The sequence below is a fragment of the Stenotrophomonas sp. 99219_Sma genome (assembly GCF_056480785.1).
Window position 1 is genome coordinate 2,718,551 of record NZ_CM151117.1, and the last position, 22,080, is coordinate 2,740,630.

Consider the following 22,080-nt stretch of genomic DNA (forward strand, 5'->3'; position numbering starts at 1 on the left):
CATGAAACGCCCACGCCAGTTCAGTTTCAGCCGCCCACGGGGCGGCATGTCGATCACCATGATGCTGGTCATGCTGGCACTGCTGGCGATGCTGGGCCTGATCGAGATCGGTTACCTGTTCTGGGCCAAGCGCGATGCACAGAAAGTCGCTGATCTGGCCGCACTGGCCGGAGCGCAGCGACTGGAACTGTGCACCTCGGACAACAGCGACAACAGTGCTGCGCGGCAGAGCGCACTCACCCAGAACACCTTCGCAGGAAGCCTGGAAATCCGCTGCGGAAACTGGAACGTGACCCGCGCCACCGAAGGGCACTTCAGCCCGGTCGTCGATGCAGCGAATCAACGCAACGCCGTCCGTGTCATCACCCGCCGCGCGGTGCTTCCCTTCTTCGGGCAGAACAGCAGCCTGCCGACCGTGACCGCCCAGGCGGTGGCGCGCCGTGCAGAACCGGCGGCGGTTTTCAGTGTCGGCTCGCAACTGCTGCGCATCAATGGCAACACGCCACTGGGAAATGTCCTGAAACTGGTGGGCGCCGACCTCGACAAGACCACCCTGCTCGGCTACGACGGCCTTGCACAGGCGCATATCACCCCGAATGGACTGCTGCAGGCACTGGGCATTCCGATCGACGTCAACATGGGCGTGGCGGAGTTCAACAATCTGCTGGCCGGCCGCAAGGTCAAGCTGGGCAAGATCCTTCAGGCGACCGTTGACCTGCTCACCCAGCAGGGCGTTGCCCACGTGGACCTGAGTGCACTGGAGAATGCCCTGGTCGTGAAGGGCATCGACCTCAAGCAGCTGGAGGTGAAACTCGGCTCCGATGACAGCGGTGGCGGCCTGTTCGCACGCGTGGTCGCGCCGGATGGAACGATTTCCAGCGCGCTGCAGGCCGATGTCAATGTGCTGGACCTGATCGGCACCAGCATCAGCATCGCCAATGGCGGCCGTGCGGTCTCGGTCGATGAACTCAACCTGCTGGGCCTGGTCAATGCCAAAGCCGCCGTGGTGGAACCGCCGTCCATCGCCATCGGTGGCATTGGCTCGCGCGCTTACAACGCGCAGATCCGTGTCTTCCTCGACATCGACACCAACAACATTCCCGTTGCAGGCGGCGTGCTTTCACTGCTGGGCATCCGCCTGAAGCTGCCGGTCCATGCGGACGTGACCAATGCAATGGCGACCCTGACCAGCCTGCAATGTGGCAGCACGCCTCCCACGGCGACGATCAAGGTAGAGTCTTCCGTACTGCGCGCCTGCGTCGGCAAGGTGGCCGACAGCGAGCGGTTCTCCAAGCAGAATGTCTGTGGCGACACCCTGCAGAAGGAACAGATGCTCACACTGCTCGGCGCCCCGTTGATCAATGACAGCATCAAGGTCAATACGCTGACCGACACGCAAAGCCTCACCCTCCCCGCCGGCGCGACCGGTTCAACCCAGGTCAACTCCCTGGAGGTGGGCACCGCCGTGTCCGAGCTGGTCAGCGAACTGCTGCGCGTACTGTCCGGCATGCTCGATCCGCGCGACGATGGCATGAGCCAGGGCTCGACCGCAGCGCAGTTGGCCGATCGCTACCTGAAAGCAGCCAACGTTGGTCGCAAGCGATACGATGTTGACGCAACCATCAAGCTGCTGGAATTCGGAGACAGCACGCAGGGATTGAAACCACTTGGAAACTGGGACATCACCAAGGGGGTACCTACCAGCTGTGTGCTGGTGACCTGCATGGTCGACGGCAAGGTCTGGCAAGGATTCCGCAACGCAGTGACCGGGGTTGGCTCGGGGCTCCTCGATGGCGTACTGGGAGCGCTTGTGGGTGGGCTGCTGGTCAAGCAGTGCAACAGCCTGATTGGCGCGCTGGATGACACCACCTACAACAACTGCATGAAGTACAACCTGACTTCCTACCTGCAGACCGCCGATGCCGGCTTCCTGGACCAGTTCGCCGGCGACGGCGTCACCGCCCCCGGCAATGGCCCGGTCAGTTGTTCGGGCCTGCTGTGCTTGCTGCTGAAGCCCGCCCTGGACGTCCTGAAGCCGCTGCTCAACAGCGTCGGCTCCCTGCTGCGCTCGCTGCTGGCGCAGGTGCTGGGCCTGGAACTGGGCCGTACGGATGTGCATGTCCAGTCCATCCAGTGCACGCCCGCACAGCTGGTCTACTGACCCGTGACGGGCGCCCTTGGCGGCGCCCGCGCACATGCTAGACTCCCGGCGGGGAACCACCTTCATCTCAACCCACACTCATCCGTGGATGGTCTAGACATGCGAGAAACTTCAGGGGGCGCGGTCTTCGCCCGGCACGCGCGCGGCGCGGCACTGCTGGCCGTGGCCATGATGCTGGTGGCACCGGCGGCGATGGCTGCCCGTGGCGACCGCGAAGCAGCCGCAGAGCCGGCCGCACGTACCGCACCGGTGGTGCGCAACACTGTTGACGAGCTCAAGCAGCTGATGGATGCCCGCCAGCTGACCGAGCTGCGCACCACCTACAACGGCAACTACGGCGCCAGCCTGCTGTTCAATGCCAACACCCTGACCTATTACGTCGCCCTGTTCCAGGAGAAGAACTTCTGGCGGGTGATCAAGACCGATGCCGTCGACAACGCCGAGCGTGTCTACCGCACCTTCGCGCAGCAGTCAGAGCAGCTGGCCCAGGTCTACATCGACACCACCCGACTGGAAGCCGGCAAGCGCTATACCGAGCGCCTGGTGGCCTACAATGAGGAGCGCCTGCGCACGCTGCAGCAGGAAATGGAACAGCAGCAGGCACAGTCGGCCCAGGTCAGCGCTGCCCTGCAGCAGGCCCAGCAGCAGGCGGTCAGCCTGAGCAGCGATGTGCAGAGCACCAACAGCCAGCTGGATTCCCTGCAGCGCCGCATCCAGATCCTGCAGGCCGAACAGGGCAACCCGGAGCTGAGTCTGCCCAAGCCGGACAGCGTGCCCTCGCCGTCACCGGCGGCCGCCAGCGACGGTCGCTGAGGTCCAGCGCCTGGCGTGCCGTCCAACGGCGCCTACGGGCGCCGTTGTCGTTTCCGGCACCATTCCATTTCAACGGCACGCCTCATGCACGGCATCGTCCAGTTGCCGGCGCTGCACGAAGTCCATGCGCTTGCCATTGGCCAGCACCTTCCCACGATGCTGCCGCGCGCGCTCACAGGCGGCGGGATCCGCGCTGATCGGTATCACTGCAGCCCGCGCACGCCGCTGCTGCACCTCACGCGGACGCATTGAAGCTGGGCTCGCGGCCTTGGCCGCGCTCGCACCTGTCGAGGGCGGCTCCGCCGGCACCTCCCAGCGCCATTCCGCGCGCCCCTGGCACGGCGTCTGCTGGTAGACCGGATGCGGCCCGTCCACACATTTGTAGACGTTGGTCTGAGCATGCGCCCCCGTGGCCAGCAGCAGGTACAACAGCGGGCTCCAACACGCGTTCGACATTGCAGGCTCCTCGTCAGGGCTGCCGCCATCCTCGATGCCGGCACGGCTTCGTGCCAGAGCGATACACGTCACATCCGGCGTAATCCAGCACAGCCGTGCAAGTCGTGGGTCTGGCGCTGCGCTGTACTGCCGGAGGCACCGGCATCCACGCCAGCGCCCTCCCTCCCTTCCGTCAAGGAAACCACAATGAGCAACTTCGTCACCGTCGCCGACGGCGCGCGCATCTTCTACAAGGATTGGGGTACCGGCCAGCCGATCGTGTTCGCGCACGGCTGGCCGCTGTCGTCCGATGCCTGGGACCCGCAGATGCTGTTCATGGGCCAGAACGGCTTCCGCGTGATCGCTCACGACCGTCGCAGCCACGGCCGCTCCAGCCAGACCTGGGACGGCAACAACATGGACACCTACGCCGACGACCTGGCCGCCGTGCTCGAGGCGCTGGACCTGAAGGACGCGATCCTGGTCGGCCACTCCACCGGTGGCGGCGAAGTGGCCCATTACATCGGGCGCCACGGCAGCAAGCGCGTGGCCAAGGTGGTGCTGGTCGGCGCCGTGCCGCCGCTGATGCTGAAGACCGATGCCAACCCGGCCGGTACCCCGCTGGAAGTCTTCGACGGCATCCGCAAGGGCACCGGCGGTGACCGCTCGCAGTTCTTCAAGGACCTGACCACGCCGTTCTTCGGCGCCAACCGCGACGGCAACAGCGTTACCCAGGGCATGCGTGATTCGTTCTGGCTGCAGGGCATGCTCGGTGGCGTCAAGGGCCAGTACGACTGCGTGCACGAATTCTCGGAAGTGGATTACACCGAGGACCTGAAGAAGATCGATGTGCCAGCGCTGGTGGTGCATGGCGATGACGACCAGATCGTGCCGTTCGATGCCTCAGCCAAGCTGTCCTCGCAGATCATCAAGGACGCCGAGTTGAAGGTGTACGCCGGTGCGCCGCACGGCCTGACCGTCACCCACGCCGACCGGTTCAACGCCGACCTGCTGGCGTTCGCACGCGGGTGAGGCACTGCGGCGGCGCCACCCAGCGCCGCCGCCCCTGTGGTAGAGCCGGCCGCTGGCCGGCTGCGCAGGATCGGGATGGATTGATCGCGCAAAAAGGGGACGGAGGGGATTAAGTCGTTTGTGCACAAACGACTTAATCCCCTCCGTCCCCTTTTTTGTCAGATATCGCTGTGGTGGTGCGGGACCCCGGTCTTCGGCAGCGGGTCATGCCCGCCCACGAAGTGGCGCACCACCGGTGCACGCTCACCGCGATGCAGCCCGCGCAGCACTTCCTGGATCGCCTTGTCATCGGCGGTGATGCGCTCGTGCTGGCGCAGGTGCTCCAGCCACGATGGGGTCACGAAATACTCCAGGTGGATGCCCGGACTGGCCACATCCTCGACCACGCCCCAGACCACCGCGCCATCGCGGCGGCGGATCGTGCCCAGCGCGCGCATCTGCGCCTGGAACGCGGCGCGGTCAGCCTCGTCGATGCGGTACTCCAGGGTGACCAGTACCGGGCCGCGATCGTTGGATACCGGCACCGACAGTTCCGGTGCCGGCCAGTGTCCCGCCGGGCGCAGGTTCAGATCCTCGGTGCCAGCGATGCGCACGCGCCACACCAGCAATCCGCCGATCACCGCACCCGCGGCAGCCACCAGCAAGGCCAGCTCCGGCGAGGTGCGCTGCGCCAGTGCACCCCAGCTCAGGCCACCAGCCGCCATGCCAGCGGAAAACACCATGATGTACAGCGCCAGTGCACGCGCCCGTACCCACGCTGGCACTGCGGTCTGCGCGGCAATCTGCAGCGACGACAGCACGGTGATCCAGGCAAAGCCATTGATCAGCATCACCAATGGCAGCACGTACCAGCTGCGGGTCAGCGCCAGCCCGACCAGGCTGAGCGCCAGCGACAGCGTGGCCAACAGCACCAGCATGTCGCGATCCATCTGCGCGCGCAGCTTCGGCAGCAACAACGCACCACCCACGGCACCGATCCCGATGCAGCCGAGCAGCATGCCGTACTGCCCCGCCCCACCCTGCATCTGGCCGCGCACCACCACCGGCAGCAGTGCATTCATTGCTGCAGCAAAGAAGAAGAAGCCGACCGACTTGATCAACACCGCCTGCAGGCGCCCGGCGCGGCTGGCATAGCGCAGGCCCGCCTTCAGGCCGGCACCGAAGCCTTCCGGCGGCAGGCTGGACTGTTTCGGGTCGCGCTTCCAGCCCCACACCACGAACAGCATCGCGGCAAAGGTGATGGCGTTGAAACCGAAGGCCCAGACCGCACCGAGCTGGGCCACGATTACGCCACCGATGGCCGGGCCGATCGAGCGTGCGATGTTGATGCCGATCGAGTTCAGCGCCACCGCCGAGGCCAGCATCGGCTGCGGCACCAACTCGGAAACGATCGCCGCCTGTGCCGGCATCGCCATCGCCGCACCGCAGCCCATGCAGAAGGTCAGCAGCACCAGCAGCTGCGGCGTCAGCATGTCCATCGCGGTCAGGGCCGCCATTACCGCGGCGACCAGCAGCATCCAGCCCTGGGTGGCCAGCAGGTACTTTCGGCGGTCGACGATGTCGGCCAGGGTGCCGGCGGCCAGCGCCAGCAGCACGATCGGCACCGTGGTGGCCGACTGCACCAGAGCCACCATCAGTGGTGAGCCGGTGCGCTCGGCCATTACCCAGGCGGCGGCCACATCGTTGACCCAGGTGCCGATGTTGCTGGCCAGGATCGCCAGCCAGATCGAGCGGAACATCCGGATTTTCAGCGGGGACCAGGCACCTGCGGCCTGTGGCGGGGGTTGCGACGCGGTTGCGTTCACCATTGCCATGCTCCAACGATCGAGGCGAACAGCGTGTCCTGGCCTCCGGCCTGCTTCAGCGCAGGACCGGCGTCGACCCAGGCCAGCTGCAGCTGCCATTGCCAGTGTTCGCTGGCCTGCCAGCGGGTTTCGGATTTGTACTGATTACCGATGCGGCACGCGCCACCGGCGCTGCCCGGCAAGGCCACCAGCGGTGCCGGCGTGGTGTAGACCGCATCGGCGCGCCGATGCTTCCACGCCATCTGTACGCCCAGCTCCGTCGTCACCGCGTCGTGCAGGCGCAGGGTCAGGGTCGGCTGGACGTCCATCAGGTTGGCCGGGGCCATCAGGCTGGCCTCGCTGAAATAGGCCGACTTCGGAAACAAGGCGTTGAAGGTTCCCAGGCGGCCGTCATGCAGGTTGCCATCGCCACTGGCGATGTCGGCCTTCAACCCCAGCCGCGGTTGCAGCGGCAGGTTCGTCCAGCGCCACCCCGTATCGGTCGCCAGCGTCCAGGCGCGGATATCGAGCCTGCCGGCGGTCGTCCGCAGTTCACCGCCCTGCGCCACCAGCTCACTGTTCCAGTCCAGTGCACCGGCCTGGCCGAACCAGCGCGTGCCCAGAGTGTGCCGACGTTCGGTACCCACACCCGCGGCGAAGCGCGCGCCCTCACGGCGGTAGTCCAGAAGATACAGATCCCACTGACCCGCCCGCTGCCCGCGCGCCGTCGTGGCATACGCGCCCCAGAGATGCGCGCCGTGTTCGCCGCGATCATCGAAGGCACCTGGTCGGTTCTCCACCGGACGCAGCGCCATCAGATCCAACGTGCCGAAGCGGCCTTTCCATCCCGCACGTGCACCGTCGAACGCCAAGCGGATGTTCGGCCCGTCGCGCACCGACAGCAGCCGTGAACTGCCATAGCCGGCTTCCTGCCGGCCGAGTTGCAGATGGAAGCCATCGCGCTGCCAGCGCCAGTACGCCTGCTGCACATCCAGCGCGCTGCGGTCGGTGCGACCCGGGCCGCCGGCCTTGCCATTCTCCCCATGCACACCCAGCTGCAGCTTCGCCTGCCAGGTGTCTTCCACATAGGTGGCCGATGCCAAGGCACGCAGCAGGCCATAGGCATCCTCGCTGCCGCCAATGCCGAACCGGGTCGGGTCGTAGTACAGCCCACGCACACGCAGCGACGCATCCCATTGCAGTTGGCCGTCACCGGCGTCGCTGCAATGACCGCCGTCGCAGGCCTGCACCAGCGACGGTGCGGCCAGCAATGCCAGGCTCAGAACGCGAAGCACGAGCATCCCATCGCGCCCCAGAACGCGGTCAGGTCATCGGTGGGCGCCGCGTGCCGGGCCGCATGACCATGAGCACCGTGAGTGCTGCAGGCTACGCCGTGATGGTGACGATGGGCGGCGGCCAACCCGGTGGCGGTACCGCCGACGTGGTAGCCGCCGAACCGGTTGACCGGCGACCAGTTGGGCATCGCCGGCGGCAGCTGCGGCGCAAGCCCTGCATAGTCGGCGTCGGCATGCACGATGCGGCCACCGACCACGGTCAACACGCTGGTGATGTCGGCGATCTGCGCATCATCCACGCGGAAGAAATCGGCCGAGAGCAGGATGAAATCGGCCAACTGGCCGACCTTCAACGTACCCTTCACTGCTTCGTCGCCGGAGAACCAGGCACTGCCCTGGGTCCACAGGCGCAGCGCCTGCTCGCGTTCGAGCAGGTTCTCATCGCCATACAGGGCCAGCCCGCCGACGGTGCGCCCGGTCACCAGCCAGGACAACGCCACCCATGGGTTGTAGCTGGCCACACGGGTGGCATCAGTTCCAGCACCGACCGGCACGCCTTCGGCCAGCATGCGCTTGACCGGCGGCGTATGCCGCGCGGCCTGCACGCCGTAGCGCTCGACGAAGGCTTCGCCCTGATAGGCCATGCGATGCTGCACGGCGATGCCGCCACCCAGCGCACGGATGCGCTCGATGTTGCGCGGGGTGATGGTTTCGGCGTGATCGATGAACCAGTGCAGGCCATCGAACGGCACCTCGCGGTTGACCTGTTCGTACACATCGAGGATGCGGGTGATGCTCTCGTCGTACGTCGCATGGATGCGGAACGGCCAACGCTTCTCGACCAGCAGCTTCACCACATCGTGCAGTTCCGGCTCCAGCTCCGGCGGCAGTTCCGGGCGCGGCTCGTTGAACAACTCGAAGTCGGCCGCGGAGAACACCAGCATCTCGCCGGCACCGTTGTGGCGCAGCAGGTCATCACCCTGCCGCGGCTGCAGCATCTCGCTCCATCCGCGGAAGTCATCCACTTCCTTGCCCTTGTTCTGGGTGAACAGGTTGTAGGCGATGCGCACGGTCAGCTGGTCATCGCGGTGCAGCTGCTCGATGACCTGGTAGTCCTCGGGGTAGTTCTGGAAACCACCGCCGGCGTCGATCACCGAGGTGATGCCGAGCCGGTTCAGTTCACGCATGAAGTGACGCGTCGAATTGGCCTGGTACTCGATCGGCAGGCGCGGCCCCTTGGCCAGCGTCGCGTACAGGATCAGCGCATTCGGCTTGGCCAGCAGCAGCCCGGTCGGGTTGCCCAGCGAATCACGCACGATCTGGCCGCCCGGCGGATCCGGGGTGTCCTTGGTATAGCCACAGGCACGCAGTGCGGCGCGGTTGAGCAGCGCACGGTCGTACAGGTGCAGCAGGAACACCGGCGTGTCCGGCGCGATGTCGTTGAGCTCCTGCAGCGTGGGCAGGCGCTTCTCGTTGAACTGGGTGGCGGTGAAGCCACCGACCACGCGCACCCACTGCGGCGCGGGCGTGCGGTCGACCTGCGCCTTCAGCATGTCCAAGGCATCGCCCAGCGAACGCAGGCCGTCCCAGCGCAGTTCCAGGTTGTAGTTCAGGCCACCACGTATCAGGTGGGTATGGCTGTCGTTGAGGCCGGGCAGCAGGCGCCGGCCCTGGGCGTCGATCAGGGTCGCTTCATTGCCCCAGCCACGCATGATCTCCTCGTCGCTGCCGACGGCAACGATGCGCCCTTCCTGCACGGCCAGCGCCTGTGCATGCGGCTGCTGCGGGTCGAGGGTGGTGATGCGGGCATTGCGGATGACCAGCGTGCTCATGCGACGCTCCTTGGAAGTGGAATCGAGTGCGGCACCGGCACGGCCGGCCAGACCCAGCGCCACCGCGGCGCTGCCGGCCAGCACCACGTTGCGGCGGCCGTGATCGAGTGGATCGTGACTCATGCGAGATCTCCCGGAAGGCGTTGGCCGTCCAGTGCCCAGGCGCCGGGCCCGGTCAGCGCGAGGGCCAGCAGTACCGTGGTCCACATCAACGGGTACTCACTGCCGCCGCGCATCCAGAACCAGCCCTTGGGCAGGGCCAACAGAACGGTGAAGCCGATGAAGGCCGCCGCTGCAAGCGCGGCGACGCGGGTCTGCCAGCCCAGCAGCACGGCCAGCCCTGACAGCACCTGCAGCAGGGCCAGCAGCAGCGGCAGCGGTGCCCCCGCTGGCAGGCCGAAGCCGCGCAGTTCGGTGGCGAAGCCGGCCAGCCCAGGACCGCCGAACCAACCGAACAGCTTGCCCAGCGCGTGTGGCAGCAGGAATCCCCCGGCTACCGCGCGCAGCATCAGCAGGGCCAGGTCGAGGCCATGGCCAGCCAGCATGCTCAGTGCCCGCCTTCCTGCGCGCCGAACATGCGCTTGGCGTACTGGATGCCGATGCCATAGCCACCGGCGTGGTCGCGGGCGATGCCGGTGGTCAGCTCGTAGGTCTCGCCACGCGCCCAGTCACGCTGCAGCTCCAACAGGTACTGCACGCTGGTCATCGGCACTGCACCGGCCTGCACCATGCGGGTGATCGCACGCTCGTGGGCTTCTTCGCTGACATCGCCGCAGGCATCGGTGATCACGTAGACCTCGAAACCCTGCGCCAGCGCCGACAGCGCCGGGCCGACGATGCAGACGCTGGTCCACAGGCCGGCAACGACCAGGCGACGCTTGCCGATGCGGTTGATCTCATCGATCACCGGCTGGTCTTCCCAGGTGTTCATCGAGGTGCGGTCGAACACCGGCTGGCCCGGGAAGATCTCCGGCAGTTCCGGGAACATCGGGCCGGAGAACGACGCTTCGGCGACGGTGGTCAGCAGCACCGGCACGTTGAAGCCCTTGGCACCCTTGCTGATCAGCGACACGTTGTTGCGCAGCGCGGAGATATCGATGGTGTGGGTGGCGAATGCCATCTGCGACTGGAAGTCGATCAGCACCAGGGCATGGTCGGTGGGCGACAACAGGGCCGGGGCGGGCGTGGCGGTGGCAAGGCTCATGGTTGGACTCCGTTGGAAACACGATCAGGGGGAAGCAACAGGGCCGCATCGCCGGCCAGGTACTGGCCGGGGCTGCAGCCGGTCTCGGCGCGGAAGCTGCGGACGAAATGGCTCTGGTCGAAGAAGCCCAGCTGCTGCGCCAGGCAGGACATCGGCAGCTGCGCGACCGGCAACAACTGGCGCGCACGTTCGATGCGACGACGGCGCACGTAGCGCAGCGGGCTTGCACCGGTACCGGTCCGGAACAGGCGCACCAGATGGAAGCGGCTGACGCAGGCGGCTGCGGCCAGCTCGGTCACCCGCAGCGGCTGCGACAGGTGCTCATCGACATAGCGCAGGGCGCGCTGCAATGCGGCGGCCTGCTGCGGTGCCAGCGCCACGGCGGGCGGATCGGGCGAAAAGACGGTGGCCATGCGGGACGCCGCGAGGGGGTGCCCCATGGTGCGTGGCCGCCGCACGATGCCCTACCCCCGTCGGTCGAGGCCAGCACCTACCCGAATGGGGGAGGCCGACGCCCGAGCAGGCGACGACCGAACAACCGCGCATCCAGTGAATAGGCGCCAGGGCCCAACATCAACAGCGCCAAGGGCAGCACCACCTGTGACCACGGCGCCTGCTGCGCGAACAGGCCCACGGCCGCCATCAGCACGGCCAGTGGCGTCAACACACCCAGCGTGAGCATCGGCACTGCCAGCAGGCACAGCGCCGACCACCCGCCCGCATGCGTGCCGGGCGTGCACAGTGCGGCGGACAGGCACAGCCGCAGCCACAGCAGGCCGATGCCCGGCCCGCGGTCGGGGAACATCACGAACAGGCGCTGCATGGCCAGGCTCCACAGGGCATGCCGGCGTGATAACCGACCGCGGCGGCGACCGCCTACCCCGTTCGGGTCACCCCGGACTGCCCCGCACCTGCCAGAATGCGCGCCATGCGTGGCCGCCCCTTCCCGTTCCTGCGTCGCCTGCCGACGCTGCTGACGTGCCTGCTGCTGTTGACCGCCCTGCCCGCTTTTGCCGTGCAGCGCCCGCCGGTGAGCGGCGGGCTGCCCGGTTACGAGCATACCGCGTGGCGGGTCGGCCAGGGTGCACCCGGCGATATCTGGGACATCACCCAGGACCGCGACGGCCTGCTGTGGCTGGCCACCGGCTCGGGCCTGTACCGCTTTGATGGCCGTCGCTTCGAACGGCAGGCAGCGCCCGTCGGCAGCCAGTTCCCGTCCACCAACATGGTCACGCTGGCGCATGCCGCCGACGGTGCCCTGTGGATCGGCTACTTCCAGGCCGGCATCAGCCGGTTCGCACAGGGGAGGCTGCACAACTACGGCCGCGAGCAGGGGGTGCCGGTCGGCGTGGTCCCACGCTTCAGCCAGGATCGCCAGGGCCAGCTGTGGGCGGCGATCAATGGCGGGCTGCGCCGCTTTAATGGACAGCGCTGGCAGCCACTGCCGGCCGCAGCCGGCCTGCCCGAACGCCGTGTGCAGTGGGTGCTGCACGACAGCCGGGGCAGGTTCTGGGTGCTGGCCGACCTGAAGATCTGGATGCGTGCGGCCGGCCAGACCACGTTCGAGGACACCGGCATCGCGGTCTCGCAGATGGCAACGCTGGCCGAAAGCCCGCAGGGTGAAGTGTGGTTGGCCGACCGGGTGCGCGGCACCTTACCTACCCTGGCCAACGCGCAGGGCCTGTTGGCGGCCAGCGAACGTGAAGCGCGGCGTCTTCCGGAACTGGTTGCTGCACGCCTGCAGTTCACTGCCGATGGCGCGCTGTGGGCCACGATGAGCCCGCACGGCGGCGTCGCCCGCATCACCTTCGACGGCAGCCGCGCCGTGCGCATGGAGCGTTTCGATTCGCCGCACGGGCTGACCGCCACCTCCGCGGTGCCGATCATCGTCGATCGCGAAGGCAATCTCTGGGTCGGCACCAACCTCGGCCTCAACCGCTTCCGCGCACGCAGCGTGCACACCCTGGCAGTGGGCCCGAGTGATCCCTACCGCTCGCTGGTGCGGGCCAGCGATGGCCGCGTGTATGGCTATGGCGAAGACCTCAAACCCTACGATCTGCGGCGCACTCTGCTGGATGGCAGTGCCCCGCAGCTGCAGGCCGCCGCGCGCCAGGCACCCACGCCGATCTGGCAGTTCGACTGGGTCAATCTTGCGCGCACGGTCGCCGGCCACACCTCGTTGATCCCGCTGCCGGCCCCGTTCACCGGGCAACCGCTGCACGCCCTGCTGTTCCCCGACGACGCGCAGGCCTGGGTATGCACGGGTGAACGCGGCGTCCTGCACTACCTGCATGGCCAATGGCAGCGCGAGGTCCGCCTGCCCGAGCAGGCCTGCTCATCGCTGGCGCTGGATGCCCATGGCCAGCTTCTGCTCGGCTATGCCGACGGCCGCCTGCGCCGGATGAGCGCGGGCCACATCGAGAGCTTCGATGCCAGCCAGGGCCTGTCGGTGGGGCCGATCACCGCAATGCTGCATCACCAGGACCTGCTGCTGGTCGCCGGCGAAGCCGGTCTGGCTGCGCGCGTTGGCAACGGTCGTTTCGTTCCGGTGCGAACCGACATGGCCGGTGTACTGGAAGGCATCACCGGCATGGTGGCCGATCCGAACGGACACCTCTGGTTCAATGGCAGCCGTGGCCTGGTCCGGCTGGGGAGCGATCAGCTGCGACGGACGCTGCGGACCGGGCTGCCGGTGACGCCACGCCTGTTCGATGCAGTGGATGGCATGCCGGGCATCGCCCTGCAGAGCGGACCGATCGCCACCGCCACGCTGGCCGATGACGGACTGCTGTGGCTGGCCACCAACCAGGGCCTGGCCTGGCTGGACACCACCCGCTCGCACGTCAACACCATGGCGCCCAGCGTGCGCATCGGCGAAGTGCTGTATGGCAGTGAGCACGAGCCACTGCGCGATGGCCTGCGCCTTCCGGCCGGCACCAGCCAATTGCAGATCGATTACGTGGCGCTGTCGCTGGCGCGCCCGGAGCGCAACCGCTACCGCTATCGCCTGTCCGGCGTCGACGACGGCTGGCAGGATGCCGGCAGCAGCACCCGCGCGTATTACACCAACCTCGCTCCGGGCAACTACCGGTTCGAGGTGGAAGCCGCCAACGAAGACGGCATCTGGAGCACTGCACCGGCCAGTCGCAGCTTCCGCATCGCCCCCACTTTCATGCAGACGGTGTGGTTCAAGCTGCTGTGTGCGGCCGCGATCCTCGCACTGCTGGTGATGGCGGTGCGCATCCGCAGCGGGCAGCTGGCCGCGCTGTTCCGCGCGCGCCTGCAGGAACGCAATGGCGAACGCGAACGCATCGCACGCGACCTGCACGACACCCTGCTGCAGGGCAGCCAGGGCCTGATCCTGCGCCTGCACGCGATCAGCCAGTCGCCGCAGACCCCGGAGCCGGTACGCGGCCAGCTGGAATCTGCGATGCAACTGGCCGAGCGCAACCTGGCCGAGGGCCGCGAGCGGGTCAATGCCCTGCGTGAGGGACCGTTCGCTGGCCGCGACCTCGCTTCGGCACTGGCCGATGTGCACGCCGAGTACGCCGGGCATGGCACCAACCCACTGCGCCTGACCGTGGAAGGTGCAACGCCACCGCTGCAGGCCGACGCGGCCGAAGAAGTGTTCCTGATCGGGCGTGAGGCGATCCGCAATGCGTTGCGTCACGCCAACGCCAGCGCCATCGAAGTGGAGCTGTCCTACGGCACGCGGTGCTTCCTGCTGCACGTGCGCGACGATGGCGTCGGCATCGCCGACGACAATGCCGGCCATGGTCATTGGGGCCTGCAGGGCATGCGTGAGCGCGCGCAGCGCCTCGGTGCGGAACTACAGCTGTGGACCCGCGCCGGACTGGGAACCGAAGTCGCGCTGGCGGTTCCCGCCCGGCGCCTGTATCACCGCCGCCCATCGCGCTGGCGCTGGCCCTGGAGTAAAGCAAACCATGACTGAGTCCCCTGCCCTGATCGGCGTGCTGGTGGTCGACGACCACCCGCTGCTGCGTGACGGCCTGGCGGCGCTGCTGGGCGCACAACCCGATCTGCGCCTGCTCGGCGAAGCCGCCGATGGCGAGGAAGCCATCGCCTGCTACCAGCGGCTGCAGCCCGACGTGGTGCTGATGGACCTGCAGATGCCACGGCTGGATGGTGTGGAAGCGATCGTGCGGATCCGCGCGATGGACCCGCGCGCGCGCATCATCGTGCTGACCACCTACCGTGGTGACGTACGCGCGGTCCGCGCGCTGCAGGCCGGCGCCAGCGCCTATCTGCTGAAGGACATGCTGCGCCATGAGCTGGTCGATACGATCCGCATGGTCGCTGGCGGCCGCCGCGCACCGATTCCCCCGGCGGTGGCGGCCAGCATCGCCGCGCATGTGGTGGAAGACCGGTTGTCGCCGCGCGAAACCGAGGTACTGAGGCATGTAGCCGGCGGCCTGTCGAACAAGCGCATCGGCGAGCGCATGCAGATTTCCGAGCAGACGGTGAAGGCGCACATGAAGAGCCTGATGGACAAGCTGGGCGTGGGTGATCGCACGCATGCGGTGACCCAGGCGCTGCGGCGCGGGATCATCAGCCTGGACGACAGCGGTCACGATTAGGGGGTTGTTCGGCAGGGCTTGCAGCCCTGCACCCGCGGTAGTGCCGGCCGCTGGCCGGCAACCTCAGGAGCAACAACAGCAACAGCGGGCTTTCCATGGGATGGCGGGGTGGTGTCGGAGTGCGGGGACGCTGCAAGTCCCCCTCCGGGGCCCGGCCCAGCCGCTGGCGGCTGTGCGTTCGGGCGCTTGCGAAGCCGTGCTTCGCAAGCAAAGCGCCCTCACCCATGTAAGCTCGGTCGCCGCTTGCTCGTGTGCGCTGTCCTGCGCACACGGCAAGACCGGGGTTGGGCGTCCTGCCCAACCCGTCGGGCGCATGCGCCCGACCCATGCGGCTCACGCCCCCGCAACCGGACCCACCCCGCCTTCGACAGTTGGCCGCGATCTGTCGGAACGGCGTATTGCCCTGGTGGGTGTAGACCTTGGTCGACACAGTAGATCCACGCCATGCGTGGATGACTCATTCGATATCTGACAGATATTTCGACCAAGGTCGACACCTACCAACAGCCACCGGAATCTGTCAGAGGTGGGGCGGTGTCGGAGTGCGGGGTGTCAGCCGCATGGATGCGGCTGCCAAGCCTACAAGGACGTACTTGCGGCGTCCCCGCACTCCGACACCGCCCCACCACCCAACAGGAAACCCGCCGTTGCTGTTGCTGTTGCTGTTGCTGTTGCTGTTGCTGTTGCTCCAGCTTCCAGCAGGTGCAGGGCTGCAAGCCCTGCCGAACACCATCCTTACCTCAAACGCAGCAGCAGGCTGCCACCCGCGCACACCACCGCCAGCCAGGCCACGCCGTTCCAACCCCACTGCGCCAGCGCCAGGCTGCCCAGCGCACCACCGGCGGCCATGCCGATGAACATGCCCGTGAACAGCAACGCATTGAGCCGGCTGCGTGCCGGCGGCACCAGTCCGTAGACCAGCGTCTGGTGCGCCACCAGCGCCGACTGGAAGCCGAAGTCGAACAGCAGCGCACTCACCACCAGCAGCGGTAGCAGCGCAGCGGCCGGCAGCCACGACTCGGTCAACAGCAGGCCAAAGCCCAGCAACGCCACCGCGATCGCCAGCCGCGCCACCGCGTGGCAACCCAAGCGATCGGCGAATCGACCCGCAAACGGCGCGGCCAATGCGCCGGCCGCACCGGCAATGCCGAATGCCCCCGCTGCGGCACTACCCAGCCCCAACCGTGCATGCAGCATCAGCGCGAGGGTTGACCAGAACGCGCTGAAGCCCACCGCCAGCAACGACTGGCTGGCCACCGCACGGCGCAGCTGCGGCTGCTCCCGCCACAACGCCAGCAACGAACCCAACAACGCCGGATAGCGCAGCGAGCTGGTCGGTGCGAAGCGCGGCAGCGCACGCGCCATCACCGCTCCCATCGCCGCCACTGATACCGCGGCCAGCACGAACTGCGTGCGCCAACCCCGCGCCTCGGCCACTACGCCACTGACCACCCGTGACAACAGGATGCCGAGCAGCAGGCCGGTCATCACCCGGCCGACGATCTGGCCGCGCTGCACATCCGGCGCCAGCACCGCTGCAGCCGGCACGATGTCCTGCGCCAGCGTGGCCATCAGCCCGACCAGCAGGCTGGCCATCAGCAGGCCCGGCAGGTGGCCAGCCATCGCAGCAGCGCCCAATGCCAACGCCAGCAACGCGGACTTCCACAGGATCAGGTTGCGGCGGTCGAAGCGGTCGCCCAACGGCGCCAGCAGCAGGATGCCAAGTGCATAGCCGAGCTGGGTCAAGGTCGGTACCAGGCCGGCGGCGCGCTCACCGGCGCCGAGGTCCCGGGCGATCAGTCCCAGCATCGGCTGGCTGTAATAGAGCGAAGCGACCGAAAAGCCAGCGCCGGCCGCCATTGCCAGCACCAGCGGGGTGGAGGGTGCGGTCGTGGGTGCCGCAGCGACGGACAGCGCGGGGGTAGACATGGGGGAGTCCGGTGGTGGAAGTGGGCGTATCCTGCCGGTATTCGCCAAACGTCTGTAGCAGTCTTCATTACATATCCTTCATACGCCACACGCATGAATGACCTCGCCACCGGCGCCGATCGCCTGGATCTGCTGCGCACCTTCCTGCGCATCGTCGATGCCGGCAGCCTGTCTGCCGCGGCCGTGCAGCTGGGCACCACCCAGCCGACAGTCAGCCGCCGCCTTCAGGCCCTGGAGCGACAGCTCGGCCTGCGCCTGCTGCAGCGCTCCACCCACGGCCTGCAGCTGACCGAGGATGGCCTACGCTGCCAGCGTCATGCGCAACGTGTGATCGACGAGTGGGAGTCGCTGCAGGCCGAGCTGCACGGCGAACCGGAAACGCTGCGTGGACGCCTGCGGGTGATGGTGCCGCACGCCTTCGGCCAGGCGCAGCTGCTGCCGACCATGCTCGCGTTCCTCGCCCAGCACCCGCAGCTGAGCCTGGAGTGGATCCTCGAGGATCGGCGCCCGGACTTCATCGCAGAAGGCATCGACTGCGCGGTGCGGGTGGGCCCCGTCGACGAACCGCGCATGGTCGCACTACCGCTCGCCGAAGTGCCGCGCATCGTCGTGGCAGCACCCTCGCTGGTGCAGGCCACCGCGATCAGCACTCCAGAACAGGCGCAGTCACTGCCGTGGATCTCGCTGGTCACCTACTACCGCGAACGCCTGCTGCTGCATGACGCACAGGGCCGCGCGCATACGCTGTCGATCAGCCCGCGCCTGCTCAGCGACAACCTGTTCGTGGTGCAGCAGGCCGCATGTGCGGGGCTGGGCGCAGCGGTGGTCTCGGCCTGGCTGGTGGCCGACGATCTCGCACAAGGGCGGTTGGTGCAGCTGCTGCCGGACTGGCAGGCGCCGGCACTGCCGGTACACGTGGTGTTTCCCGCCGCGCGCCAGCAGCCGCCGCGGCTGCGCGCCTTCATCGATGCGATGAAGGCCGCGCTGCCGCAATTGCATGGAATGCGGCCGGCGCCGCGTTAGGTCATCGGCCGCATCATCCACGCATGGCGTGGATCTACTGATGGTACGGGTAGATCCACGCCATGCGTGGATTCTGCCCCGCCACGCAATCAGTTGGCCTTGGCCGCCTCGGCATTCCACGCTGCGACCTTGGCCTTGGTGTCGGCCAGCATCTTGTCCAGTGCGGCGCGGTCATACACGTTGCCGCGCAGGATCACGCTGTCGATCTTTTCGGTGGCAGCAATGTCCTGCAGTGGGTTGGCGGTCAGCAGTACCAGATCGGCGGCCTTGCCCTGTGCGACACCACCGTAGCGGTCCATCTGGCCGAACCAGGCCGGGCCGGAACGGGTTGCGGCCGACAGCGCCTGCGGTGCGCTCAGGCCTTCCTTCACGAACAGCTGCAATTCCTGGTGCAGGGCGATGCCCGGGAAGTTGAACGAGTTGAGGAAGCCCGCATCGGTGCCCGCAATGATCGTCACACCGGCTTCCTGCAGCATCGGCAGCACCGCGGCCACCTGGTGGTACTGCGCGTGGCGCGCTTCGATCTGTGCCGGCGTGGCCTTCGCCGCGCGGTCCACGCGCCACTGGTAGGTCGCGCGCAGGCCCGGGCCGATGTAGGCCAGGTACGGATCGTTGGCGTGGTCATCCTGGTCAAGGAAATCGAGGATGCGGCCACCATTGAGGGTCGGGGTCACGAACACGCCGCGCTTGGCGAAATCGCGGTAGGCGTGCATCGCCGTGTCACGATCGAAGCTGGCGTCGAGGCGGCGGTTGGCTTCGGCGCGGTCGATGCGGCCGGCACCGAAGTCGGCGGCGATCTGCGCTTCATCCTTGCTGCCTGCCTTGAATGCGTAGTCCAGATGCTCGATCGAGGCCAGGCCCGCATCGACCGCCTGCTCCACGGTCAGTGCCATCGGAATATGCCCCGAGGCCTTGAAGCCGGCCTTGCGCGCAGCACTGGCCGAGTACAGGAACAGTTCCGGCTTCAGCGTGCTGTCGGTGATCTTCACGAAATCAACCTTGTCGTGCTGCAGGCGGGTGATCGCCTTGTCGGCGTCAGCCTCGCTACCCACCTCGATCGTGCCCTTCCAGACCGGCTTGATGCCTTCGATCTTCGCGCCCGAACTCAGCAGGCGCGGGCCGAACAGCGTGCCCTTGGCGATCTCGCCACGCCACTGCAGTACCTGTTCGGGCAGGTCGCCGGAGCAGTCACGCACGGTGGTGATGCCGTGCGCGATGTACAGCGGCAGCAGCGCCTTGTTCTCTTCGATCAGCCCCGGGCCACCACCGAAGTGCACGTGCATGTCCCACAGGCCCGGGATCAGGTACTTGCCCTTGGCATCGATCTGGCGGGCCGCGCTCCACTGGCTGCGCAGCTGCGCGTCCGGGCCGACGGCGACGATGTCCTCGCCACGGATCACCACGCTCTGCCCGGCCAAGGTGCTGGCGTGCTCGACATCGACCACGGTGGCATTGCGGATCAGCAGGTCGGCGCGCTCGGCAGCAGACGCCGACAGCGGCGCCACCGCAAGGAGGATGGCAAGGGACAACGGACGGGAACGGAACATGGACAGCATCCTGATGGGCACGCCCAGCGTGCGGGTGGAAGGGGTTTGCATTCAGCGCACCGCGCCGTGCTGGCGCAGCAGGGTTTCAATTCCGGTATAGCCGCGCTGGCGCGCGTGCGCCAGCGGCGTTACGCCGTCGCCGTCGGCCAGCTCAGGGTCGGCACCTGCCTCCAGCAGCAGCTGCACGATCTGTACATGGCGCGCACCACCGTCACCCAGCAGGATTGCTTCCAGCAGCGCGGTCCAGTGCAGGCGGTTGACATGGTCCACCTCAACACCGGCACGCAGCAGCGTGCGCACAGTGGCGACGTGGCCGCGCTCGGCGGCGGGAATCAATGCGGTGCCGCCATAGCGGTTGGTGCTGCGCAGATCGGCGCCATGCGCCAGGGTCATCGCCAGGATCTCGTCCAGGCCACGCGCGCCGGCGTACAGGTAGGCGCTGTCCTGCATGGCGTCCTTGGCATTGACGTCGGCGCCGGCTTCGATCAGTTCACGCGCGGCGTCTACATTGTTGCCATGCGTGGCCAGCAGCAGCGCGGTGCGGCCCTGGCCATCGCGCGCCTCCAGCGTGGCGCCATCCTCGATCACCTGTCGCAGCGCATCGGCATCGCCACGGCTGGCAGCATCGCGCAGGCGGCCATCGACGTCGGCTTTGGACGTTGCGGTGCAGGCCGGGGAGACCATGGCCAGCAGGAACAACAGCAGCACGCGCGCGAACGGCGCAGGCCAGCCAGGGGAACGATGGACGCGCATGACGGTGTCTCCTCATGACCGTCGCCACGGAGCGCCGTGCGACGGTAGCAACAGCCGGGCATTGCCGGCCCCTGCCCTGCATGGTAGAAGTCGGCATTGGTATCCAGAAGTGAAATGTTCAAATGCAAGACAGTGCCAAATCGAATAGAACCCTGTTCGAACTGGACCTGCTGCGGGCGCTGGTGATGGTGGCCGACTGCGGCAGCTTCACCACTGCGGCCACGCGCCTGCATTCGACCCAGTCCACGGTCAGTCAGAAGGTGCGCCGGCTGGAGGAACTGGCCGGGCATCGCCTGCTCGAACGCGGCCACCGCGACGTACACCCCACCGATGCCGGCCACACCCTGCTCGGCTACGCGCGGCGCATGCTCGACCTGAACGAGGAAATGGCACAGGCGCTGGCCGGCGCCACCGTGGAAACCGCGGTGCGCATCGGTGTGCCCGAGGACTTCGTCAACGCGCAGACCACACGCATGCTGGCCGCTTTCAGCCGTCGCCACTCGCAGGTGAAGCTGGAGATCAGCAGCGGCCTCAGCCGTGACCTCGCGCAGGGCTTCGACCACGGCGAGCTGGACCTGGTGCTGGTCAAGCAACGCCGCAACAGCCGCCAGGCGGTGCATTGCCGGCGCGAGCCGATGCACTGGATCGACAGCCTGCGCAGCAGCTGCCTGCAGCAGGACCCGCTGCCGCTGGTCACCTTCCCGCCACGCGGGCTGTACCGCGACGAGATGATCCACGCCGTGGAGGCGCTGGGCCTGCGCTGGCGCATCGCCTTCACCAGTTCGTCGCTGAGTGGCATCCAGGGTGCGGTGGCCGATGGCATCGGCATCAGCCTGCTGCCGCGCCGCGCGGTCACCCGCGAACACCGCATCATCGATGGCGAGCGCGAGCTGCCGGTGATCGACAACTACGAGATCGGCCTGCTGCATCGCTCCGATGCCGAGGATGCCGTGCGAGCGCTGGCCAGCGAACTGTGGCGGCAGGTGCAACGCGAACCGGACTGACCACGGTAGATCCACGCCATGCGTGGATGCCTTTCGCGCATCACGCATCGAAACATGGTCACTCCGGCCGTATAGCGGGCAACAATCGCCCCGTAGAGTGCCGGTTGTTTCCGTGCCCCACGGCGCCCTGCCATGTCCGACGAAATCCCCACCCGCTTCGATCCCCTGCCTACAGCCCTGCAGACGCATCTGCAGCACCAGCGTTCGCTGATCGCCGCGCGCGTGGCCGCCGGCTTTCCGACGTTGCCGGTGCAATGGCCGCTGGCGGCCACCACGCTGCAGCGCGTGGTCGATGCCGAGCTGATCGACCGTGATGACGGCGATGGCTGGGAAGCGCTGGGCGTGGCGTTCGGTGACACCCTGGCCCAACGCGTGCCGGGCCTGGCCTGGATGCAGGTCACCGATGCCTGGGGCATCGACGCGGTGCTGCGCTATGCCGACAGCAGCCTGCAGATCGGCGCCAGCACGCTGCTGCTCAAGCGCGTCGAGCAGGGCGAGATCATCGACATCGCCCATCTGCTGGCGTGGCTTGAGGAATTCATCGCCACCCGCGCCGACGATTACGCCTGAAAAGCTGCCGAGCATGGCTCGGCGCAACCGGAACTGGCGTGGCGTCGTGGGTAGATCCACGCCATGCGTGGATGGAACCACCGCGCGGCCACATTCATCC

The 22,080-nt window shown here is 67.5% G+C and carries 19 protein-coding genes; 8 read left to right on the forward strand and 11 right to left on the reverse strand.

Annotated elements, in window-relative coordinates; translation table 11 throughout:
• The first annotated feature begins 1 nt into the window (after position 1).
• Complete coding sequence (locus ACZK13_RS12455; RefSeq protein WP_478481735.1) at positions 2 to 2,161, forward strand: TadG family pilus assembly protein; 2,160 nt, start codon at positions 2 to 4, stop codon at positions 2,159 to 2,161.
• A gap of 99 nt (positions 2,162 to 2,260) precedes the next feature.
• Positions 2,261 to 2,974 (forward strand): DUF2968 domain-containing protein, encoded by a 714-nt coding sequence (locus ACZK13_RS12460; protein ID WP_478056729.1) that lies wholly within the window; start codon positions 2,261 to 2,263, stop codon positions 2,972 to 2,974.
• A gap of 69 nt (positions 2,975 to 3,043) precedes the next feature.
• Here the strand turns inward: ACZK13_RS12460 and ACZK13_RS12465 are convergent, their stop codons facing one another.
• Positions 3,044 to 3,430 (reverse strand): hypothetical protein, encoded by a 387-nt coding sequence (locus ACZK13_RS12465; RefSeq protein WP_478481737.1) that lies wholly within the window; start codon positions 3,428 to 3,430, stop codon positions 3,044 to 3,046.
• Positions 3,431 to 3,616: 186 nt separating this feature from the next.
• On the opposite strand from ACZK13_RS12465, the gene ACZK13_RS12470 reads away from it, so the two are divergent.
• Positions 3,617 to 4,441 carry an alpha/beta fold hydrolase gene (locus tag ACZK13_RS12470; RefSeq protein ID WP_049423090.1) on the forward strand — a complete coding sequence of 275 codons (825 nt, stop codon included), beginning with the start codon at positions 3,617 to 3,619 and terminating at the stop codon, positions 4,439 to 4,441.
• A gap of 158 nt (positions 4,442 to 4,599) precedes the next feature.
• Here ACZK13_RS12470 and ACZK13_RS12475 read toward each other — a convergent pair whose 3' ends face one another.
• From ACZK13_RS12475 to ACZK13_RS12505, 7 genes are all read right to left on the reverse strand, one after another.
• Positions 4,600 to 6,249 (reverse strand): MFS transporter, encoded by a 1,650-nt coding sequence (locus tag ACZK13_RS12475; protein ID WP_478481739.1) that lies wholly within the window; start codon positions 6,247 to 6,249, stop codon positions 4,600 to 4,602.
• A complete protein-coding gene (locus ACZK13_RS12480) occupies positions 6,243 to 7,526 on the reverse strand; it encodes an alginate export family protein (protein WP_478481741.1) in 1,284 nt (427 codons plus the stop codon). The genes ACZK13_RS12475 and ACZK13_RS12480 overlap by 7 nt, the downstream gene beginning before the upstream one ends.
• The gene (locus ACZK13_RS12485) at positions 7,505 to 9,352 is read right to left on the reverse strand and encodes an amidohydrolase (protein WP_180844381.1); all 1,848 of its coding nucleotides are present in this window, start codon (positions 9,350 to 9,352) and stop codon (positions 7,505 to 7,507) included. Before ACZK13_RS12485 ends, ACZK13_RS12480 begins: the two co-directional genes overlap by 22 nt.
• A gap of 119 nt (positions 9,353 to 9,471) precedes the next feature.
• Positions 9,472 to 9,897, reverse strand: a complete 426-nt coding sequence (locus tag ACZK13_RS12490; protein WP_253143712.1) for a DoxX family protein — start codon at positions 9,895 to 9,897, stop codon at positions 9,472 to 9,474.
• Positions 9,898 to 9,899: 2 nt separating this feature from the next.
• Positions 9,900 to 10,556 carry a hydrolase gene (locus ACZK13_RS12495; protein WP_071229098.1) on the reverse strand — a complete coding sequence of 219 codons (657 nt, stop codon included), beginning with the start codon at positions 10,554 to 10,556 and terminating at the stop codon, positions 9,900 to 9,902.
• Entirely contained in the window at positions 10,553 to 10,996 is a 444-nt protein-coding gene (locus ACZK13_RS12500) for a helix-turn-helix transcriptional regulator (RefSeq protein WP_053091059.1), read from the reverse strand. Before ACZK13_RS12500 ends, ACZK13_RS12495 begins: the two co-directional genes overlap by 4 nt.
• A 50-nt stretch (positions 10,997 to 11,046) precedes the next feature.
• Positions 11,047 to 11,379 (reverse strand): hypothetical protein, encoded by a 333-nt coding sequence (locus tag ACZK13_RS12505; RefSeq protein ID WP_032128091.1) that lies wholly within the window; start codon positions 11,377 to 11,379, stop codon positions 11,047 to 11,049.
• Positions 11,380 to 11,475: 96 nt separating this feature from the next.
• Here ACZK13_RS12505 and ACZK13_RS12510 point away from each other — a divergent pair, with 96 nt between their 5' ends.
• Complete coding sequence (locus tag ACZK13_RS12510; RefSeq protein ID WP_478481742.1) at positions 11,476 to 14,508, forward strand: sensor histidine kinase; 3,033 nt, start codon at positions 11,476 to 11,478, stop codon at positions 14,506 to 14,508.
• A complete protein-coding gene (locus tag ACZK13_RS12515) occupies positions 14,501 to 15,154 on the forward strand; it encodes a response regulator (RefSeq protein WP_107432195.1) in 654 nt (217 codons plus the stop codon). The genes ACZK13_RS12510 and ACZK13_RS12515 overlap by 8 nt, the downstream gene beginning before the upstream one ends.
• A gap of 735 nt (positions 15,155 to 15,889) precedes the next feature.
• Here the strand turns inward: ACZK13_RS12515 and ACZK13_RS12520 are convergent.
• Positions 15,890 to 17,083 carry an MFS transporter gene (locus tag ACZK13_RS12520; protein ID WP_478481744.1) on the reverse strand — a complete coding sequence of 398 codons (1,194 nt, stop codon included), beginning with the start codon at positions 17,081 to 17,083 and terminating at the stop codon, positions 15,890 to 15,892.
• Between the two features lie 93 nt (positions 17,084 to 17,176).
• On the opposite strand from ACZK13_RS12520, the gene ACZK13_RS12525 reads away from it, so the two are divergent.
• Positions 17,177 to 18,106: a LysR family transcriptional regulator gene (locus ACZK13_RS12525; protein ID WP_478481746.1), complete on the forward strand. Its 930-nt coding sequence runs from the start codon at positions 17,177 to 17,179 to the stop codon at positions 18,104 to 18,106.
• 89 nt (positions 18,107 to 18,195) lie between these two features.
• Here the strand turns inward: ACZK13_RS12525 and ACZK13_RS12530 are convergent, their stop codons facing one another.
• Together ACZK13_RS12530 and ACZK13_RS12535 are read right to left on the reverse strand one after the other, a co-directional pair.
• Positions 18,196 to 19,653 (reverse strand): amidohydrolase family protein, encoded by a 1,458-nt coding sequence (locus ACZK13_RS12530; protein ID WP_478481748.1) that lies wholly within the window; start codon positions 19,651 to 19,653, stop codon positions 18,196 to 18,198.
• A gap of 51 nt (positions 19,654 to 19,704) precedes the next feature.
• Positions 19,705 to 20,406, reverse strand: a complete 702-nt coding sequence (locus ACZK13_RS12535) for an ankyrin repeat domain-containing protein (RefSeq protein ID WP_478481750.1) — start codon at positions 20,404 to 20,406, stop codon at positions 19,705 to 19,707.
• A 122-nt stretch (positions 20,407 to 20,528) separates the two neighbouring features.
• Between ACZK13_RS12535 and ACZK13_RS12540 the strand changes: the two genes are divergently transcribed.
• Together ACZK13_RS12540 and ACZK13_RS12545 are read left to right on the forward strand one after the other, a co-directional pair.
• Positions 20,529 to 21,410 (forward strand): LysR substrate-binding domain-containing protein, encoded by an 882-nt coding sequence (locus tag ACZK13_RS12540; protein ID WP_478481751.1) that lies wholly within the window; start codon positions 20,529 to 20,531, stop codon positions 21,408 to 21,410.
• A gap of 132 nt (positions 21,411 to 21,542) precedes the next feature.
• The gene (locus ACZK13_RS12545) at positions 21,543 to 21,980 is read left to right on the forward strand and encodes a DUF3806 domain-containing protein (protein WP_197616799.1); all 438 of its coding nucleotides are present in this window, start codon (positions 21,543 to 21,545) and stop codon (positions 21,978 to 21,980) included.
• The last annotated feature ends 100 nt before the right edge of the window (positions 21,981 to 22,080 follow it).

Excerpts from the sequence above, each read along its gene's own strand:
- ACZK13_RS12455 (WP_478481735.1), top strand. The coding sequence starts at position 2 with ATGAAACGCCCACGCCAGTTCAGTTTCAGCCGCCCACGGGGCGGCATG.
- ACZK13_RS12460 (WP_478056729.1), top strand. The coding sequence starts at position 2,261 with ATGCGAGAAACTTCAGGGGGCGCGGTCTTCGCCCGGCACGCGCGCGGC.
- ACZK13_RS12465 (WP_478481737.1), bottom strand. The coding sequence starts at position 3,430 with ATGTCGAACGCGTGTTGGAGCCCGCTGTTGTACCTGCTGCTGGCCACG.
- ACZK13_RS12470 (WP_049423090.1), top strand. The coding sequence starts at position 3,617 with ATGAGCAACTTCGTCACCGTCGCCGACGGCGCGCGCATCTTCTACAAG.
- ACZK13_RS12475 (WP_478481739.1), bottom strand. The coding sequence starts at position 6,249 with ATGGTGAACGCAACCGCGTCGCAACCCCCGCCACAGGCCGCAGGTGCC.
- ACZK13_RS12480 (WP_478481741.1), bottom strand. The coding sequence starts at position 7,526 with ATGCTCGTGCTTCGCGTTCTGAGCCTGGCATTGCTGGCCGCACCGTCG.
- ACZK13_RS12485 (WP_180844381.1), bottom strand. The coding sequence starts at position 9,352 with ATGAGCACGCTGGTCATCCGCAATGCCCGCATCACCACCCTCGACCCG.
- ACZK13_RS12490 (WP_253143712.1), bottom strand. The coding sequence starts at position 9,897 with ATGCTGGCTGGCCATGGCCTCGACCTGGCCCTGCTGATGCTGCGCGCG.
- ACZK13_RS12495 (WP_071229098.1), bottom strand. The coding sequence starts at position 10,556 with ATGAGCCTTGCCACCGCCACGCCCGCCCCGGCCCTGTTGTCGCCCACC.
- ACZK13_RS12500 (WP_053091059.1), bottom strand. The coding sequence starts at position 10,996 with ATGGGGCACCCCCTCGCGGCGTCCCGCATGGCCACCGTCTTTTCGCCC.
- ACZK13_RS12505 (WP_032128091.1), bottom strand. The coding sequence starts at position 11,379 with ATGCAGCGCCTGTTCGTGATGTTCCCCGACCGCGGGCCGGGCATCGGC.
- ACZK13_RS12510 (WP_478481742.1), top strand. The coding sequence starts at position 11,476 with ATGCGCGCCATGCGTGGCCGCCCCTTCCCGTTCCTGCGTCGCCTGCCG.
- ACZK13_RS12515 (WP_107432195.1), top strand. The coding sequence starts at position 14,501 with ATGACTGAGTCCCCTGCCCTGATCGGCGTGCTGGTGGTCGACGACCAC.
- ACZK13_RS12520 (WP_478481744.1), bottom strand. The coding sequence starts at position 17,083 with ATGTCTACCCCCGCGCTGTCCGTCGCTGCGGCACCCACGACCGCACCC.
- ACZK13_RS12525 (WP_478481746.1), top strand. The coding sequence starts at position 17,177 with ATGAATGACCTCGCCACCGGCGCCGATCGCCTGGATCTGCTGCGCACC.
- ACZK13_RS12530 (WP_478481748.1), bottom strand. The coding sequence starts at position 19,653 with ATGTTCCGTTCCCGTCCGTTGTCCCTTGCCATCCTCCTTGCGGTGGCG.
- ACZK13_RS12535 (WP_478481750.1), bottom strand. The coding sequence starts at position 20,406 with ATGCGCGTCCATCGTTCCCCTGGCTGGCCTGCGCCGTTCGCGCGCGTG.
- ACZK13_RS12540 (WP_478481751.1), top strand. The coding sequence starts at position 20,529 with ATGCAAGACAGTGCCAAATCGAATAGAACCCTGTTCGAACTGGACCTG.
- ACZK13_RS12545 (WP_197616799.1), top strand. The coding sequence starts at position 21,543 with ATGTCCGACGAAATCCCCACCCGCTTCGATCCCCTGCCTACAGCCCTG.